General features: G+C 65.6%; 12 protein-coding genes. All 12 read left to right on the forward strand.

Features of this window, described 5'->3' with window-relative positions; genetic code table 11:
- Nucleotides 1–128 precede the first annotated feature (128 nt).
- The 12 genes from ACSF9G_RS11375 to uraD all read left to right on the forward strand — a co-directional run bounded on the left by ACSF9G_RS11375 (nucleotide 129) and on the right by uraD (nucleotide 17,448).
- On the forward strand, nucleotides 129–4,400 hold the full coding sequence (locus tag ACSF9G_RS11375) for a peptidoglycan-binding domain-containing protein (RefSeq protein WP_436641575.1): 4,272 nt from the start codon (nucleotides 129–131) through the stop codon (nucleotides 4,398–4,400).
- Between the two features lie 203 nt (nucleotides 4,401–4,603).
- Nucleotides 4,604–5,524, forward strand: a complete 921-nt coding sequence (locus ACSF9G_RS11380) for a hypothetical protein (protein WP_436641577.1) — start codon at nucleotides 4,604–4,606, stop codon at nucleotides 5,522–5,524.
- A 108-nt stretch (nucleotides 5,525–5,632) separates the two neighbouring features.
- On the forward strand, nucleotides 5,633–5,980 hold the full coding sequence (gene uraH / locus ACSF9G_RS11385) for a hydroxyisourate hydrolase (RefSeq protein WP_436641579.1): 348 nt from the start codon (nucleotides 5,633–5,635) through the stop codon (nucleotides 5,978–5,980).
- Between the two features lies 1 nt (nucleotide 5,981).
- A complete protein-coding gene (gene xdhA, locus ACSF9G_RS11390) occupies nucleotides 5,982–7,472 on the forward strand; it encodes a xanthine dehydrogenase small subunit (protein WP_436641581.1) in 1,491 nt (496 codons plus the stop codon).
- Nucleotides 7,453–9,789 carry a xanthine dehydrogenase molybdopterin binding subunit gene (gene xdhB, locus ACSF9G_RS11395; protein WP_436641583.1) on the forward strand — a complete coding sequence of 779 codons (2,337 nt, stop codon included), beginning with the start codon at nucleotides 7,453–7,455 and terminating at the stop codon, nucleotides 9,787–9,789. The genes xdhA and xdhB overlap by 20 nt, the downstream gene beginning before the upstream one ends.
- Nucleotides 9,786–10,787, forward strand: a complete 1,002-nt coding sequence (gene xdhC, locus ACSF9G_RS11400; RefSeq protein WP_436641585.1) for a xanthine dehydrogenase accessory protein XdhC — start codon at nucleotides 9,786–9,788, stop codon at nucleotides 10,785–10,787. Before xdhB ends, xdhC begins: the two co-directional genes overlap by 4 nt.
- A 173-nt stretch (nucleotides 10,788–10,960) precedes the next feature.
- Nucleotides 10,961–12,523: an ABC transporter ATP-binding protein gene (locus tag ACSF9G_RS11405; RefSeq protein ID WP_436641587.1), complete on the forward strand. Its 1,563-nt coding sequence runs from the start codon at nucleotides 10,961–10,963 to the stop codon at nucleotides 12,521–12,523.
- Entirely contained in the window at nucleotides 12,513–13,604 is a 1,092-nt protein-coding gene (locus tag ACSF9G_RS11410) for an ABC transporter permease (RefSeq protein ID WP_436641589.1), read from the forward strand. The genes ACSF9G_RS11405 and ACSF9G_RS11410 overlap by 11 nt, the downstream gene beginning before the upstream one ends.
- 2 nt (nucleotides 13,605–13,606) lie before the next feature.
- Nucleotides 13,607–14,527 carry an ABC transporter permease gene (locus ACSF9G_RS11415; RefSeq protein WP_436641591.1) on the forward strand — a complete coding sequence of 307 codons (921 nt, stop codon included), beginning with the start codon at nucleotides 13,607–13,609 and terminating at the stop codon, nucleotides 14,525–14,527.
- A gap of 94 nt (nucleotides 14,528–14,621) precedes the next feature.
- A complete protein-coding gene (locus ACSF9G_RS11420; RefSeq protein ID WP_436641593.1) occupies nucleotides 14,622–15,686 on the forward strand; it encodes a BMP family ABC transporter substrate-binding protein in 1,065 nt (354 codons plus the stop codon).
- A 65-nt stretch (nucleotides 15,687–15,751) separates the two neighbouring features.
- On the forward strand, nucleotides 15,752–16,936 hold the full coding sequence (locus ACSF9G_RS11425) for a urate hydroxylase PuuD (protein WP_436641595.1): 1,185 nt from the start codon (nucleotides 15,752–15,754) through the stop codon (nucleotides 16,934–16,936).
- A gap of 29 nt (nucleotides 16,937–16,965) precedes the next feature.
- On the forward strand, nucleotides 16,966–17,448 hold the full coding sequence (gene uraD / locus ACSF9G_RS11430; protein ID WP_436642134.1) for a 2-oxo-4-hydroxy-4-carboxy-5-ureidoimidazoline decarboxylase: 483 nt from the start codon (nucleotides 16,966–16,968) through the stop codon (nucleotides 17,446–17,448).
- Nucleotides 17,449–17,454 lie beyond the last annotated feature (6 nt).

The raw sequence follows: 17,454 nt of genomic DNA on the forward strand, positions 1-17,454 counted from the left end.
CGCGAACAATGCGATTCAGATTGCCTTGAATCGGCCCCAACCGCCCGTATAGTTATTCAGGTCCGGGGGCTACGGACGGATCATTTAAGAGAGGCGGCGGGTCGTTCGCGTCCTGCCGGGCATAATTGATGGCCCCCAGACTGAATCTCCAGTCACTCCGCATCCTTGTCACAGGCGCGCTCTTCGCGTCCGGCGCCGGTATCGTTTCCGGTTCTTTGACGTCGGCCGGCGCGCAGGACGGTATCCTGTCTCCCGGCGATGCGATCATTACGCAATTCTCGGGCCTCACGACCGGGCCGACCGGCCAGCCTCTTCCCGATCCGAACGGCGCGACCGTTCGCGCCAACTCGATGGGCAATCCCGGATTTCCGGCCAACGGCTCGGTATGGCCCACGCCACCCGTGATGTTCTCGCTGACCGCGCGCGAAACCGGCCAGGTCTTCGGCATCGCCTATGACGACGCCGAGCCGGCCAATGCCTACGTGGCGGCGACATCCGTCTTCGGACTCTATCGCAGTCCGACGGGCGAGGGCTGGGCCGAAGGGATGTGGGGTCCCGGCGGCGGCCCCGGCACGGTCTGGAAACTGGACGCGGCCAACAACTACAGCCCCGTTCCGTTCTCCAACCTTCTCGGCGACGACGGCACGGAGAACGAAGGCCCGGGCCTCGGCGGCATCGCCTTCGACGCGTGGAATCAGCAGCTGTTCGTGTCCGACCTACAGACCGGCCTGATACACCGGATCTCGCTCGATAGCGGCGAGACGCTGCAGAGCTTCGATCACGGCCTCGACGGCCGCTCCTATTTCCTAGACGTCCCCTCCGGCGAGTATCTGGTCCTCGACGTCATTCCCGACAGCGAGGAGACCACGCCGCGGTTCGACGACTGCACCGATGCGTCGGGTGCGTCTGCCCGGTTCGAAGAAACGCCCGACTGCTGGAACTATGCCGACTTCCGCCGCCGCATCTTCGGTCTCGGCGTCTATCGCGATCCGGTTACCGACACGGTCCGCCTCTACTACGCGGTCTGGGGCGGCGCGGCGCTTGGCAGCGACGGCTGGGACACCGCGGGCGACGACGCGGCAACTAGCGTCTGGTCGGTCCTTCTCGACGGAAACGGCGGGTTCGACCTGACCGACGTGCGTCGGGAATTCATCGTTCCGCCGCTGGTACCCGCGGTCGAAGGCGAGGGGCAGGCGGAGGCGCCCGCCGTTGCCGATATCGCTTTTTCCTCCGACGGCGGCATGTTGCTCGCCGAACGCGGCCGCCCCGCGCCCGATTTCAGCGTCAATCCGCCGGCGCTCGCCGAGCCGGATTCGGCCCGCGTCCTGCTGTTCATCCGCAACGAGGACGGCATTTGGGAGAGCGAAGGTCGCTACGACGTCGGCTTCCCCGAACGCGGACCGGATACGCCACCGCATATCCGCGCGAACGCCGCCGGCGGCGTCGCGCTCGGCAACGGCTATACCGAAACCGGCGACCTCGATCCCGAAGCCGTCGACGGAACCGTCTGGATGTCTGGCGCACCGCTGTGCGCGCCCGACGGGCCTTGCATCGACCGCCAGACGGGCCAAGCGACCGTCAACGGCCCGATCAGCGGTTTCCAGGGCACACCTGTCGCGAACACCGCAGAGCTCGTGCCGCCCGCAGCCGCACAGGCCGGCGCGAATGCAACCGGACCGGCGACGCCGCCGGAGGGTCCGCGCTCCTCTTACATGGTCGCCAACGCCGACGGCGGCATTCTCGGTGGCATGGGCGATATCGCGATCTACCGGAGCGAACCGGTCAGCCAGATCGTCCAAGTGGTGGAACCGACGCCGGAAGTCGTCGAGGAGCTGCCGCCGGAAGCGTTTCAGCCCGAAGCACCGTTGCCGGATCTCGCCGTCGCCAAGACTGGTCTGGGCTCCTGCGCACCGGGCGGGGATTGCCTCTTCGAGATCTCGGTCACCAACGTCGGGCCGGTCGACTATTACGGCCCGATCGTCCTGACCGACACGATCAGCGCCGCGGGCGTCTCGCTAGCCGATGCGGAGCCGGAGCCGTGGTTCTGCTATTCGGCAGACGGAAACGTCTACTGCCAGCTGCCGCCCGCGACGCTGGCGCCGGGCGAGACCACGGCCCTTTCGCTGACGCTGAGGCTGTCGAGCAGCCATTCCGAACCGCGCCTCAACAACTGCGCAGCGGTCACCTGGCTTGGACTACAGGGCCGCGATCGCATCCGCGCAGTACAGGCCGGTCTGCGGCAGGCCGGTTTCGATCCCGGCACCGCCGACGGCATCATGGGTCCGCAGACCGCAGCGGCGATCCGCGCCGCGGAAGGGTCCGCCGGCATGGCGCAGACGGGCGAGATCACATCGGATCTCGTCGACTATCTGTTCGGCGAGAACGCCAGCCAGGACGGCGACGCGAGCCCGGCCAACGATCAGGACTGCGGCCTGATCCGGGTCGACGTGCCTCCGCCGCCGGCCCATCTGGTTCAGGTTTCCGGCTTCCACCGCCGCTTCGACTCGGTGAACCACAACCCGGCGACCAGCGCACCGTTCGATTTCCACGACCCGGAGCTGTCGTTCTTCCACCGGACCTGGCGGTCCTCGCTGCATGACGCGACCGTCAGCGAGCCCATTCCGCTTCATCGCGTGGCCATGTCGCAGTTCCACCTGACCTGGGGCTCGGCGTTCCACGACGGAGTATTCACCCAGTTCGTTCCGCTGCATTCCCCTGCAGTGTCGGTCTTCCACGGTGCCAACCGGTCGGTCATGCACGACTTCCGCACGACCGGCTTCCTGGCGGCCCATCGCTTCGAGCTGTCCGGTTTCCACCGAGCCTGGAATTCGTCACGTCACGACGGCATCGTTACACGCGTGGCGCCGCTGCATTGGGTGCAGCTGTCGGCGTTCCATCGCCGTTTCGCGTCCGGCCTGCACGATCGCGCCGTCACCCGGATGCGCCCGCTGCACAATCCGGGCCTGTCGAACTTCCACAACTTCAACCAGTCGAACCTGCACGACCCGCTGACGTCGCGTGTGCGCCCGCTGCACCAGCCGGGGCTTTCGACATTCCACCGCAACGCCATATCCGCGCAGCACAATCCGGCGACGTCGGTCAGGCGCCCGGGACATCTCAACAACATCTCCGGCTTCCATCGCAGCTTCGCCTCGGCGCAGCATGTGCCGCTGACGTCGCGGGTTCGCCCGCTGCACGCGACCGGACTGTCGAATTTCCACAGGACCAATCCGTCGGCCCTTCACATTAACCGGACGACGCAGCGCCTGAACCAGCACGTCGGCACCCTGTCGCAGTTCCATCGCAACAACGTGTCGCGCCAGCACAATCCCACGACTTCGCGTGCCAGACCGACGCATGCCAACGGGATCTCGGCGTTCCACGGGACCAGCCCGTCCCGCCTGCACAATGCATCGACCTCGCGAGCGGCGCCGGTCCACGCGCAGGGTGTTTCGAGCTTCCATCGCAATACGGCGTCCGGGCTCCACAACTCGCGGACGTCCAACCGGGTTTCGCCGTCGCACCAGATGGGGCTGTCGAACTTCCATCGCAGCGGCAAGTCGGCCCAGCACAACAATAGAACGTCGAGCGGTGTTTCCCCGGCGCATCAGCCGGCGGTGTCGAGCTTCCACCGCAACCGCGGCTCCGCTCAGCATCAGGCGCGCACGTCGCAAGCGGCCGCCCCGTCGCACAATCCGCTCCAGTCTTCGGCGATCAGGGCGCCGAAGCAGCCTGTCCATGCCCCGGCGGTCTCGCGTGCGGGCAAGGCGCCAGCGCACAATCCGTCTGTGTCAGCAATCAGGCAGCAGCCGAAGACGCCCAGGCAACCAGCCCACAATCCGGTCGTGTCGTCGGCCAGGCAGCAGCCGAAGGCGCCCAGGCAGCCGGCACACAACCCGGTCGTGTCGTCGGCCAGGCAGCAGCCGAAGGCACCCAAGCAGCCGGCACACAACCCGGTCGTGTCGTCGGCCAGGCAGCAGCCGAAGGCACCGAAGCAGCCGGCACACAATCCGGTCGTGTCGTCGGCCAGGCAGCAGCCGAAGGCGCCCAAGCAGCCGGCGCATAATCAAGTCCAGTCGTCGGCCCGGCAAAAGCCGAAGGCGCCCAAGCAGCCGGCGCATAATCAGGTCCAGTCGTCGGCCCGGCAAAAGCCGAAGGCGCCCAAGCAGCCGGCGCATAATCAGGTCCAGTCGTCGGCCCGGCAGAAACCCAAGGCACCAAAGCAGCCGGCACATAATCCATCCGTATCGGCGATGAGACAGCAGCCGAAGGCCACGAAACCGGCTCCCAGGAAACCGGCGCAGCAAAAGCCCGCTCAGAAACAGCAGCCTCGGAAGCAGCAGCCTCGTAAACAGCACGACAAGAAATTGTCGAGGCAGCTTCAGCAGCTGAAAAAATAGGCTTCCTGCCCGACGATCGTGTGCCGCCGTGCCTGAACCGTGGCCTGTGAAACAGTGAATCTTGCGGAGTGAACCGCGTGCCAAGCGTGAAATCGATAGTGCGTCGTCTAGCGGCCGCCGCGACGGTCGCGGTTATGGCTGGATCCGCCTCAGCCGAACCGAAACCGGGTGAGCCTGGATATGGAGTCCAGTTCAACCAGCAGATGATCGATCGTCTGCTCGGCGCGCCGGAATTCAACATCGACGACCCGATGGCCGCCTTCGCGCACGTCTTTGCGGCGCTTCCGGCGGACGTGACCGTTTATCCGACAGAGAACTACTTCTATTTCACGTTCGCCTGGAGCGGCATGGAGTTCGCCGGCAACATGCGCCTGGACGTCGCCGATCGAGACGACGGGGTTCTGCATTTTGCCTATTTCAACAAGAACGAGCCGTGGAACGTCGAGATCCTCAGCAACTACCGGCCACTCACCGAGAAGGAGGGGGTGAAGGTAGATCGGATCGACGATCTTCTCTACGCCGTCACCTATGACGGCAAGACCGTCCGTTTCCAACTGAACGACCTGAGGGACGTGGAAGCACCGGACAGTGTCGTTTCAGAAGGTGACACGCTGCTTGGCCCGACATTCGACGAATCCGGCATCCCGTTCTTTCTCGTCTACAACGAACCGCGCAAGGCGTTCCTGTTCGTTCTCGACGAGACCGAACCGCTGAACGACGTGTTGCTGCCCTACAATGAGGATCATCCCGCGCTTACCGTCGGTACGCGGACCGGTTTCGCCTTCTACGAGGATCGCTTTTCGCCCGAGGCACGCAAGATCCTTGTCGGCGTGCATGCCGGCAACGTCGAAGCCAACAACTACTTCGACGGCCCCTTCGATCAGCTCCCCGACAACTTCATTCCCGGGGAGGAGCTGCGCGACGCCATCACGTCAAAGTATCCGGAACTCGACGGCGAAATCGATCGCCTGGGGGCGTTCCGGTCGCAAGACGGACGCTTTCTCGTCAATCCCTACATCAACTACCGGTTCCCGGGCGAACTGGAGCAGTTCCTCCGGTGTGGCGACGTGGCGTTGGACGAGGAGAAGTTCTACGCGTGCCTCGCCCCGGTGGAAGGCCAATAATTTTTCCACTTGGTCAAAGTTCGCGTTTGCAGCGCGCGCCGGCCCGCTCCATTATACCTTGCGTCTGCGCACGAAACGGGCGTTTCATGAATTGCGCAAAAGGTGAGCATGGGACGACTGACCACGCACGTCCTCGACACAAGCACGGGGCGGCCCGCCTGCGGGCTCACGATTGAGCTGTTTCGTAGCGGCCGGGACGAGCCCGTTCTGACCGCAACGACCAATTCGGACGGGCGCGTTGACAGTCCACTGCTCGAAGGCGCTCCGCTGACGCCGGGAGCATACGAACTCCGCTTCCATGTCGCGGACTATTTCCGCGGGGCCGGCGTAACGCTTCCCGATCCGCCGTTTCTCGATGTGGTGCCGGTCCGGTTCGGGATCGCGGACGCGACCGCGCACTATCACGTTCCGTTACTGATCTCGCCCTACGGCTACTCCACCTATCGGGGAAGCTGACATGCAGGTCGATCGTCACGCCATCCGCATTCTGCGCCGCGGCGAGCCGGTCGAGATCTCCGATTTTTCGCCGACCGAGACGCTGCTCGATTATCTGCGCCTGCGCGACCGAGCGATCGGGACCAAGGAGGGCTGCGCGGAAGGCGACTGCGGCGCCTGTACCGTCGCCATCGGTCGCCTCGACGGCAATGGCAAAGTCGTCTACCGGCCGGTCAATGCGTGCATCCATCTGCTCGGGATGGCGGATGGCGCCGAGGTCGTCACCGTCGAGGATCTGGCGACAGACGGCCATTTGCATCCGATCCAGCAGGCGATGGTGGATCACGACGCCAGTCAGTGCGGCTTCTGTACGCCGGGCTTCGTCATGGCCCTGTTCGCGCTTTACCACCGAAGCAGCCCGGAAGAACCGGACAGGGCGGCGGTCAACGACGCGATTGCGGGAAACCTCTGTCGCTGCACCGGCTACAAGCCGATCGTGGCCGCGGCGCTGGAGGCCTGCAAGGCGCCCACGCCCGATAATTTCGGGACCATCGAAACGGCTCGCAAACTGGCCGAACTGGGCGCCGACAGACCGCTTTTCGTTGGTGACGAGACCCGGTTCTTCGCAGCCCCGGCAACCATCGACGAACTCGCCTCGCTCTACATTCTGCATCCCGACGCGACCCTGGTCGCCGGAGCGACCGACGTCGGCCTGTGGATCACCAAGCAAATGCGTCCCATCGAGCGGATCATACATCTGGGCCGCGTCGCAGCCCTCAACGGCATTGCCGATACCGGCGACGCCATCGTCATCGGTGCTGCGACCACCTATGCCGAGGCGTGGGATGCGCTGACGGCACTCGATCCCGATATCGCCGAGGTCCTGCGCCGTCTCGGATCGCCACAGGTGAGGGCGGCCGGCACCGTCGGCGGCAATATCGCCAACGGCTCGCCGATCGGCGACACACCGCCGCTGCTGATCGTGCTCGGCTCCGAGATCACGCTGAGGCGCGGTCCGCGGACGCGCGTGGTGCCGCTCGAGGATTTCTTCCTCGACTACGGCAAGCAGGACCGGGGACCGGGCGAATTCGTCGAGTCCATCCATGTTCCCAAGCCCGGTCCGCATACGCAGTTCCGCGCCTACAAGATTTCCAAGCGCGTCGATCAGGACATTTCGGCCGTGCTCGCGGCATTCGCCTTCGATATCGTCGCCGGCGAAATCCGGGACGTGCGAATTGCGTTTGGAGGAATGGCCGGCATCCCAAAGCGGGCGAGCAGCACGGAAGCCGCATTGAGAGGCGCCGGGCTGCACGACTTCGACAGATGGACCGAGGCGTTTGACGCGCTGGTGAAGGATTTCACGCCGATGAGCGATCATCGCGCCAGCGCCGGCTACCGAATGCAGGTCGCCCGCAATCTGCTCTACAAGGCGCTGGTCGAGGTATCGGGCGCTGAAACGGGCACGACGCGCCTCGTTGGACATCGGGAGCACGATGATGCTCTCCGGACTTGACCCCTTCGACAACACCACAGGTGAACTGCGATCGGTCCGCAAGGCCGTCCGCCATGACAGCGCGGAAAAGCACGTTTCCGGATCGGCGCTCTACGTCGACGATGTCGGCGCACCAGCGGGCACGCTGCATGTCGCGGTCGGCGGATCGCCGAAAGCGCGCGGCCGTATCGCCAGGCTGGACCTGGAAGCGGTCCGTACCGCCCCGGGTGTGGTCACCGTCCTCACCGCCGCGGATATTCCCGGCCACAATGACGTGAGCCCCGTCGGGACGGGCGACGATCCGGTGCTCGCGGACGGCGACGTCCGGTTCCACGGCCAGCCGATCTTTGCGGTCGTCGCGGAGACCCGCGACGCGGCGCGACGGGCGACGCGCCTGGCCAGGATCGAGATAGAGGACGCCGAAGCGCACCTGAGCGTCGAGACGGCCGAGGCCGCGGGCAGTCGTATCTCCCCCGACTTCGAGATCGTTCGCGGCGAACCGGCGGAGGCATTCGACGGAGCACCGCTCCGGCTGTCGGGCACGTTGGCGATCGGCGGCCAGGAGCACTTCTATCTGGAGGGGCAGGCGGCGCTGGCGATACCGCAGGAGGACGGCGACATGTATGTCCTGTCCTCGACCCAGCATCCCAGCGAAGTGCAGAAGGCGGTCGCCGACGTTCTGGGTATCGCGATCAACGCCGTCACGTCGGAAGTGCGCCGCATGGGCGGCGGCTTCGGCGGCAAGGAATCCCAGGCAGGCCAATGGGCGTGCCTGGCCGCGCTCGCGGCCCGCGTCACCGGCAGGCCGTGCAAGCTGCGGCTCGATCGCGACGACGACATGATCATGACCGGCAAGCGCCACGACATGCTGGCGCGCTGGCGGGTCGGCGTGGGCGATGATGGCCTGCTGCGGGCGGTCGATATCACCTTTCTTGCCAGATGCGGCTTTTCGACGGACCTGTCGGACTCGGTCGTAGACCGTACGGCCTTTCACACGGACAACGCCTATTTCGTGCCGAACATCGCGGCGCGAACGAAACGCATGCGCACCAACACGGTTTCCAATACCGCCTTCCGCGGCTTTGGGGGGCCGCAGGGGATCCTCGCGATCGAGCACGTCATGGACCAGACCGCACACGCGCTCGGTCTCGACCCGTTCGATCTGAGGACGCGCAATCTCTACGGCCCGGACCGCGACGTCACGCCCTATGGCATGACGGTGTTCGACAACATCGCACCGGAGGTGATGGCGAAACTCGAGGCGATGTCGAACTACCGAAGCCGCCGGCGGATGATCGCGGAACACAACGAGGCGGCTCCGATCCTGCGAAAGGGCATCGCCATCACGCCCGTGAAGTTCGGCATCTCCTTCACCGCGACCCATCTCAACCAGGCCGGTGCGCTGGTGCACGTCTATACCGACGGCAGCGTTCATCTGAATCACGGCGGCACCGAGATGGGGCAGGGGCTTTTCATCAAGGTCGCGCAGGTCGTCGCCGACGAATTCGGCATCGACCTCGATCGGGTGAAGATCACCGCGACGACCACGGGAAAGGTGCCCAACACCGCGCCGACGGCGGCCTCGTCGGGTACCGACCTCAATGCCATGGCCGCCCGCGTGGCCGCGGCCCGGATCCGGGAGCGCCTCGCCGCGTTTGCCGCCGAGACCTATGACGGCGCGGCCGAAGACGTGCGGTTCCGCGACAACCAGGTATTCGTCGGAAACCGCTCGGTGGCCTTTACCGACCTCGCCAGGCAGGCCTTCATGGCCCGGGTTTCTCTGTCCTCGACAGGCTTCTATCGGACCCCGAAGATCCACTGGGACCGGAAGAAGGGGGAAGGGCGGCCGTTCTTCTATTTCGCCTATGGCGCGGCCTGTTCCGAGGTCACCATCGATACGCTGACCGGGGAACTACGCGTCGACCGCGTCGACATCGTCCACGACGTCGGAAAGTCGCTCAATCCGGCAATCGACATCGGGCAGATCGAAGGCGGCTTCGTCCAGGGGATGGGCTGGCTCACGACCGAGGAATTGGTCTGGGACGACGAGGGGCGGCTGCGGACGCACGCGCCCTCGACCTACAAGATCCCGACGGCGTCCGACGTCCCCGCCGAGTTCAATGTCCATCTTCACGACGGCATCAACCGAGAGGAGGCGATCTACGGCTCCAAGGCCGTCGGCGAGCCGCCGCTGATGCTGGCGGCCTCGGTTCATTCGGCGATCTTCGACGCGATCGCGGGGCTCGCACCGTCCGACACACAGATCCCCCTCGATGCGCCGGCCTCGCCGGAAGCCATACTCCGCGCCATCACGACCATTCGGGAGGGGCGGCGGTGAACGAAGTCTGGACACGCCTTGGCGGCATCGTGGCGGAGGATGGCAAAGCCGCGCTCGTCACCGTGTTGTCCATCCGCGGCTCCGCCCCCCGGGAAGCCGGTGCCCGCATGATCGTTTCGGCCGACAATCGTTTCGCCGGCACGATCGGCGGAGGGCAGCTCGAATGGGAGGCGATCCAGCTCGCGGCCGGGAGGCTGAGGGGCGGCGCCAAAACGCTGTGTCTGACCGATTTCGCTTTGGGCCCCGATCTCGGCCAGTGCTGCGGCGGCCGGGTCGAACTCGCCGTGGAGATATACGCGCGAGCCGATCTGCCCGAGATCCGGACGTACTCGGGCTTGGAGGCGAGCGGCGGTTTTTCGTGTCAGACGCGGTTCGACGAAACGCGGTCACACGCCCGGCGGCTACTGTCTGAAGAGCCGCCGTCCGACGACGAGGGCATCGTCGCGCTCGATTCGGCGGCGCGCCTTTACCGGGAAAAGTTCACGGACGCGCGGCGACCGGTCTTGCTTTTCGGTGCCGGGCATGTCGGGCGCGCGGTCGTGCTGGCGCTGGCGCCGCTGCCCTTCCGCGTCACCTGGATAGACGGCCGCGCCGATGCCTTCCCGAAAGCAACGCCTCGGAACGTGAGCGCCGTGCGCGCGCAGAAGCCGGCGGGCCTCGTCGCGGACGCGCCCGCCGGCGCCTTCGTGCTGATCATGACACACAGCCATCCGCTCGACCTGGAGCTTGCCCGCGCGGCCCTGGCGCGGAGCGATCTGCCCTATGTCGGCGTCATCGGCAGCGACACCAAGCGGGCCCGTTTCCTGAAGCGCCTGGCGGAATCCGGCCTCGACGCCGCCGCGCTGAGACGGTTCAGGTGCCCCATCGGCATCGACGGCATAGACGACAAGGCGCCATCGGTCATCGCCGCGTCGGTTGCCGCCGAGCTTCTGCTCACGAGACAGACGCTTACGAAAGTCGCGGTGGACAAGACAGCTGCGGAGGACGCCTATAGATAACGTGCGAATGTCACTTTATGCATGCAAAACAGCTGTATGAGAAAGCTTGTTCAATCAATTTATTGATTGGCGCTGAGGGGGCACGGCCTTGCGGGACATGATACCCTTGGTCGAACGTGAGATGGATCGTCGGCACGCCGAAAGGAACGCCGCGACGGGGAGGGGTGGAACGCATGTCCGGGGCGGACATCACTGATCGCGACGACGGTCCGTTGCTCGAGGCGCGCAACATCACGAAGCATTTCGGCACGGTGATCGCCAACGATACCGTCGATCTCGTCGTTCGGGAGGGCGAGATCCACGCCCTGCTGGGCGAGAATGGCGCCGGCAAGTCGACCCTGGTCAAGATCCTCTACGGCATTCTGGAACCGAACGGCGGCGATGTGCTGTGGCGCGGCCGGCCGGTCCGCCTCAGGGCCCCGTCCGACGCCCAGGCGCTCGGCATCGGCATGGTGTTCCAGCACTTCTCGCTGTTCGAGGCGCTGACCGTGGCCGAGAACATCGCGCTCGCCTTGCCGAAGGGCGCCCCGGTCCGCGATGTCGCAGGCCGCGTCCGCGAGATCTCCCGTGACTATGGCCTGCCGCTCGATCCGAACCGCCACGTCTATTCGCTGTCGGTCGGCGAGCGCCAGCGCATCGAGATCGTCCGCTGCCTGATGCAGAACCCGCGGCTCATCATCATGGACGAGCCGACGGCCGTCCTGACCCCGCAGGAAGCCGACAAGCTGTTCGAGACGCTCGTCCGCCTCGCGAATGAAGGCTGCGCCATCCTCTATATCAGCCACCGGCTGGAGGAGGTGAAACGCATCTGCTCGACGGCCACGGTCCTTCGGCGCGGCAAGGTGGTCGCGACCTGCGATCCCGGCCGCGAAACGGCGGCGACGCTGGCGCGCATGATGGTCGGGGCCGACATCGCGGAAGTGAAGCCGCCGGGCAAGCATGAACGCGGTCCTGTGCGCCTCAGGGTCGATCACCTGTCGACCACGCCCGAAGATCCGCTGGGTACGGCCTTGCGCGACATTTCCTTCGAGGTGCGCGGGGGCGAGATTCTCGGCATCGCCGGCGTGGCGGGCAACGGCCAGGAGGAGTTGTTCCAGGCACTCGCCGGCATCGTCCCGGCAACACGGCCCGACACCGTCTCGATCGACGGCAACGCGGTGGGACGCGCCGACATCAACGCACGCCGGAAACTAGGCGCCGCCTTCGCACCGGAGGAGCGGATCGGCGAGGCGGCCGTCGCCCGCTTCAAGCTCTCCGACAACGTGCTTCTGTCCGGCCACGCGACCGAGCACCTCGTCGGCAACGGGATCATCAATTCGCGGACGGCGAAGACCTATGCCGCCGAGATCATCCGGCGCTTCGACGTGCGGGTCGGCGGGCCGGATCCGGAAGCCGGCAGCCTGTCGGGGGGAAACCTGCAGAAATTCGTCGTTGGCCGCGAGATGCGGCGCGATCCCGGTGTCTTCGTGCTGAGCCAGCCGACCTGGGGTGTCGACGCAGGCGCGGCGGCTGTCATCCGACAGGCGTTGATCGATCTGGCGGCGGCGGGTAGCGCCGTCGTCGTTATCTCGCAGGACCTTGACGAAATCTTCCAGATTGCCGATTCCATCGCCGCGATCTCGCACGGCCGGCTGTCCGCCGCGCACCCCGCCCGCGACATGTCGATGGAGAAGGTCGGCCTGTTGATGGGCGGCGTCCACGCCTCCGGGTCCGCGGAGGACAGCGATGCGGCTTGAACTCGATCGCCGGGCGGCACACTCGCAACTGATGACCGTTCTCTCGCCGGTCATCGCCATCGGCCTGACGCTGATAGCCGGCGCGATCCTGTTCCTGCTGGCCGGGATAAGCCCGATCGAGGGTCTCTACACCTATTTCATCTCTCCGGTAACGAGTGCCTATTCGGCGCAGGAAGTGCTAGTGAAGGCCTCGCCGCTGATCCTGATCGCGCTGGGCCTCTCGCTTTGCTTTCAGGCCAATGTCTGGAATATCGGCGCGGAGGGGCAGTACACGCTGGGCGCCGTCTTCGGCGGATGGCTGGCGCTGACGCTCGCCGACATGGATACACCGCTCGTGCTGGTCGCGGTTCTACTCGCCGGCATCGTCGGCGGCATGCTTTGGGCGGCGATCCCGGCGCTGCTGAAGACCGTGTTCCGCGCCAACGAGATCCTGACCAGCCTGATGCTGACCTACGTGGCGCTGCTGCTCATCGACTATCTGGTGCGCGGACCGCTACGCGACCCGGCAGGCTACAACTTCCCCGAAAGCGCGCTGTTCTCCTCGGCCGCGACGCTGCCCGGATTGAGCTCGGGCGGCCGGCTTCATCTGGGCGTCCTGTTCGCTTTCGTGCTCGCGATCGTCATGGCCTTCGCCCTGCCGACGACACTGAAGGGCTTCGAGATACGCACGGTCGGCCAGGCGCCCAAGGCGGCCCGTTTTGCCGGGTTCGGCGACAAGGGCATGGTCCTGTTCGTGTTCCTGGCCTCCGGCGCGCTTGCCGGCCTTGCCGGTATCGCCGAGGTGTCGGGCACGCTCAACCAGCTCCTGCCCACCATCTCGCCCGGCTACGGTTTCACCGCGATCATCGTCGCCTTCCTCGGCCGGCTCAATCCGATCGGAATCGTCTTCGCCGGCATCGTCATGTCGATATCCTTCATCGGCGGCGAGGCGGCCCAGATCCGCCTCGGCCTGCCGCTTGACGTCGCCAAGGTGTTCCAGGGCATCCTGTTGTTCTTCATCCTGGCCTGCGACACGCTGATCTACTATCGGCTGCGGCTCTATCGGCCTCGGGCGGCGTCCGCCGGTGACGCGAGGACATGACTATGGGCTGGCTGGAACCCCTCATCCTGACCGTCATCACCGCCTCGACGCCCCTGCTGTTGGCGGCAATCGGCGAACTCGTGGTCGAGCGATCCGGCGTCCTCAATCTCGGTGTCGAGGGCATGATGATCATGGGCGCGGTCTGCGCCTTCGCCATCGCCGTGGAAATGGACAGCGGCCTTCTCGGCATCATCGCCGGGGCGCTGGCCGGCGCTGGCCTGTCGGTGATCTTCGCCGTGCTCACCGTTTCTTTCGCCACCAACCAGGTTGCCACCGGCCTCGCGCTCACCCTGTTCGGCATCGGCGTATCCGGTGTCATCGGCGACGGTTATGTCGGCGTCGACCGCGCTCCGCTGCCGAAACTGGACTTCCCGGGATTGAGCGATGCGCCGTTCATCGGCCCGGTCGTGTTCGGACAGGACACGCTGGTCTATGTGTCCTTCGCGCTGGTGTTTGGCGTCGCCTGGTTCCTGCGCAGGACGCGCGCGGGTCTCACCTTGAGGGCGGTCGGCGACAACCACAACTCCGCCCATTCGCTGGGGCTGCCGGTCGCGCGGGTACGCTATCTCGCGATCCTGTTCGGCGGCGCCTGCGCCGGTCTGGCCGGCGCCTACCTGTCGCTGTCCTACACCCCGCTATGGGTCGAGGAGATGACCGCGGGCAGGGGCTGGATCGCGCTGGCGCTAGTGGTGTTTTCCTCGTGGATACCGTGGCGGGCGATCGTCGGCGCCTATCTGTTCGGCGCCATCACGATCCTGCAGTTCCACGCCCAGGGCGCTGGTATCGGCATACCCTCCCAGCTGATGTCGGCGCTGCCCTATCTGGCGACCATCATCGTGCTGGTCGTCATTTCCTACGAACGCACGCGGGCGCGCGCCAACACGCCGCTTTGCCTCGGCGTCCCGTTCGTGCCCGACAGGTGAGGTGAACCGGAAAGAGGACCCCATACGGCGCATCGCCACGGCCACGGTCGCGCCGGACAGATTGGAAGAATGGCCCGTTCAACAGAGGAGTTGCGTGATGAAAAGACTGCTACTCGCTGCCGCCGCGCTGGGATTGAGCCTGGCAGCGGCGCACGCTCAGGACAAGACCAAGGCCGCCTGGGTCTATGTAGGTCCGATCGGCGATTTCGGCTGGTCCTACCAACACAATCAGGGGCGCCTGGCCGTCGAGAAAGCGCTCGGCGACCAGATCGAGACGTCCTATGTCGAGAATGTCGAGGAAGGACCGGACGCCGAACGCGTCATCAACCAGCTTGCCGCCGACGGCAACGCGATCGTCTTCACCACCTCGTTCGGCTTCATGAACCCGACGGTCAAGGTGGCCGCCAGGTACCCGGACGTGAAGTTCGAGCATGCCACCGGCTACAAGCGCGCCGACAATCTCGGCACCTATTCGGCCCGCTTCTACGAAGGCCGTTACGTGATCGGCAAGATCGCCGGCCGCGTGAGCGAGAACGCCATCATCGGCTACATCGTCTCCTTCCCGATCCCCGAGGTGGTGCGCGGCATCAACGCGTTCATGCTCGGACTGCAGTCCGTGCGTCCCGACGCCCAGGTCAAGATCATCTGGGTCAATTCCTGGTTCGATCCGGGCAAGGAGGCGGACGCCGCCAAGGCGCTGATCGACCAGGGCGCGGACATCATCGTCCAGCACACGGATTCGCCCGCGGCCATGCAGGTCGCCCAGCAGCGCGGCATCCATGCCTTCGGCCAGGCCTCGGACATGATCCAGTTCGGTCCGGATGCCCAGCTTACCGCGATCGTCGACGATTGGTCGGTCTACTACACCAATCGCGTCAAGGCCGTGCTCGACGGCACCTGGGAGGCGGACGACACCTGGGGCGGTTTCGCGGAAAAGATGGTCCTGATGGCGCCCTACACGAACATGCCAGACGATGTCGCCAAGGAAGCCGCCGAAACCGAGGAAGCGATCCGCTCGGGCAAGCTGCATCCCTTTACCGGGCCGATCTACAAGCAGGACGGCACGCTCGCCGCCAAGGAAGGCGAGGTGATCGGCGACGAGGAGCTGCTCGGCATGAACTGGTACGTGAAGGGCATCGACGACAAGCTGCCGAACTAGATGCGCTGACCTGAGAAAAACCGGGCGCCGGGATCGTTCCGGCGCCCGACAACGCCCGGACCGCCATGCTCGTCTTCCTCGTCGACTGGCTGAACCTGCTGGTGCGGTGGGCCCATTTCGTCTTCGGGGTGGGCTGGATCGGCGCGTCCTTCTATTTCGTCTGGCTGGACCTCAGCCTGCGCCAGCGCGAGAAAATGAACCCCGGCGTCTACGGAACCTCGTGGCTGGTGCACGGCGGCGGGTTCTATCACATCGAGAAATACTCGGTTGCGCCGGCCAGGCTGCCGGAGGACCTGCACTGGTTCATCTGGGAAGCCTATCTGACTTGGGTCACGGGCTTCGCCCTCCTGATCCTGCAGTATTATTTCAACGCCACCGCCTATCTGATCGATCCGCAGGTCCTCGACCTCGCGCCGCGCGAAGCGATCGCCATTTCGGTCGCAAGCCTGGCGGCCGGGTGGCTGATCTATGACGGCCTGTGCCGATCTCCCATCGGCCGCAACCCGGCGCTGCTCGGTCTCGCCGTTTTCGCCGAGGTGTGCCTAGCCGCCTATCTGTACAGCCAAGTCTTCTCCGGCCGCGCCGCGCTGGTCCATGTGGGCGCGCTCGTCGGAACCATGATGGCCGCCAACGTCTTCATGGTGATCATCCCCAACCAGCGGAAGATGACGGCCTCGCTGTTGCAGGGGGAGGATCCCGATCCGAGGCTCGGTCAGATCGGCAAGCAGCGTTCGACACACAACAATTACCTGACCCTGCCGGTGCTGCTGATGATGGTCAGCGGTCACTATCCGATGCTCTACAGCCATCCGCACACATGGCTGATCGTCGCCTTCATCCTGGTGATCGGCGCCATGGTGCGCCATTTCATCAACCGTGCGGATGCCGGCGACGCGTTCCCGACCTACTCGTGGGCGCTGCTGGTGGCGGCCCTCGGCCTCGTCGGCGCGATCTTCCTGACGCAGCCGGAACCAAGACCGGAGACGGCTGTCCCCGTGCCGAGCGATCGGGAGGTGCTGGCGATCCTCGACAAGCATTGCGTCATGTGCCATTCGCCTCGGCCCACCCACGACGGTTTCGAGGTGCCGCCGGCCGACGTCGCGCTCGACACCATCCCCGACCTGCGTCGCTTCGCCGAGCGGGTGATGGCGCAGGCGGTACGCGGCGACGCCATGCCGCTCGGCAACGAAACCAGCATGACCGACCAAGAGCGTGACCAGCTTGGTGCCTGGATCGAGGGTCGGCAGTGACGCGACTATCTGTTGCCGATGTGAACGCGATGGATCCGGCCTCCTTCGTCGCCGCCTTCGCCGATATCGCCGAGCATTCGCCCTGGGTCGCTGAACGCGCTGCGGCCGAACGGCCATTCACGGATCGTTCGGCGATAATCAGCGCCTTCGCGCGGGCGGTTCGTTCCGCCAACGCCGACGATCGCCTCGCGCTGCTCAGAGCCCATCCCGATCTTGCCGGCCGCGCGGCGATCGCCGGCGAGATCGGCGCCGACTCCCGCTCGGAGCAGTCCGGGGCAGGACTGGACCGCCTGACGGCGGAAGAATTCGCCCGTTTCACCGAGATGAACACGGCCTACCGCGACCGTTTCGGCTTCCCGTTCATCCTGGCCGTGCGCGGCGCCACGAAACACGACATCCTCGCGGCTTTCGAAGCGCGGATCGACAACGACCGCGCGGCCGAATTCGAAACCGCGCTCGAACAGGTATGCCGTATCATGCGGTTCCGGCTCGAAGACCGGATCGCGGAGTGAAGGGAG

It is taken from the genome of Microbaculum mangrovi (genome assembly GCF_051390635.1).
GTDB lineage: Bacteria > Pseudomonadota > Alphaproteobacteria > Rhizobiales > Tepidamorphaceae > Microbaculum.

What these genes read in the sequence shown, in the direction of transcription:
- ACSF9G_RS11375 (WP_436641575.1), top strand. Translation starts at nt 129, where the DNA reads ATGGCCCCCAGACTGAATCTCCAGTCACTCCGCATCCTTGTCACAGGC.
- ACSF9G_RS11380 (WP_436641577.1), top strand. Translation starts at nt 4,604, where the DNA reads ATGATCGATCGTCTGCTCGGCGCGCCGGAATTCAACATCGACGACCCG.
- uraH (WP_436641579.1), top strand. Translation starts at nt 5,633, where the DNA reads ATGGGACGACTGACCACGCACGTCCTCGACACAAGCACGGGGCGGCCC.
- xdhA (WP_436641581.1), top strand. Translation starts at nt 5,982, where the DNA reads ATGCAGGTCGATCGTCACGCCATCCGCATTCTGCGCCGCGGCGAGCCG.
- xdhB (WP_436641583.1), top strand. Translation starts at nt 7,453, where the DNA reads ATGATGCTCTCCGGACTTGACCCCTTCGACAACACCACAGGTGAACTG.
- ACSF9G_RS11405 (WP_436641587.1), top strand. Translation starts at nt 10,961, where the DNA reads ATGTCCGGGGCGGACATCACTGATCGCGACGACGGTCCGTTGCTCGAG.
- ACSF9G_RS11410 (WP_436641589.1), top strand. Translation starts at nt 12,513, where the DNA reads ATGCGGCTTGAACTCGATCGCCGGGCGGCACACTCGCAACTGATGACC.
- ACSF9G_RS11415 (WP_436641591.1), top strand. Translation starts at nt 13,607, where the DNA reads ATGGGCTGGCTGGAACCCCTCATCCTGACCGTCATCACCGCCTCGACG.
- ACSF9G_RS11425 (WP_436641595.1), top strand. Translation starts at nt 15,752, where the DNA reads ATGCTCGTCTTCCTCGTCGACTGGCTGAACCTGCTGGTGCGGTGGGCC.
- uraD (WP_436642134.1), top strand. Translation starts at nt 16,966, where the DNA reads ATGGATCCGGCCTCCTTCGTCGCCGCCTTCGCCGATATCGCCGAGCAT.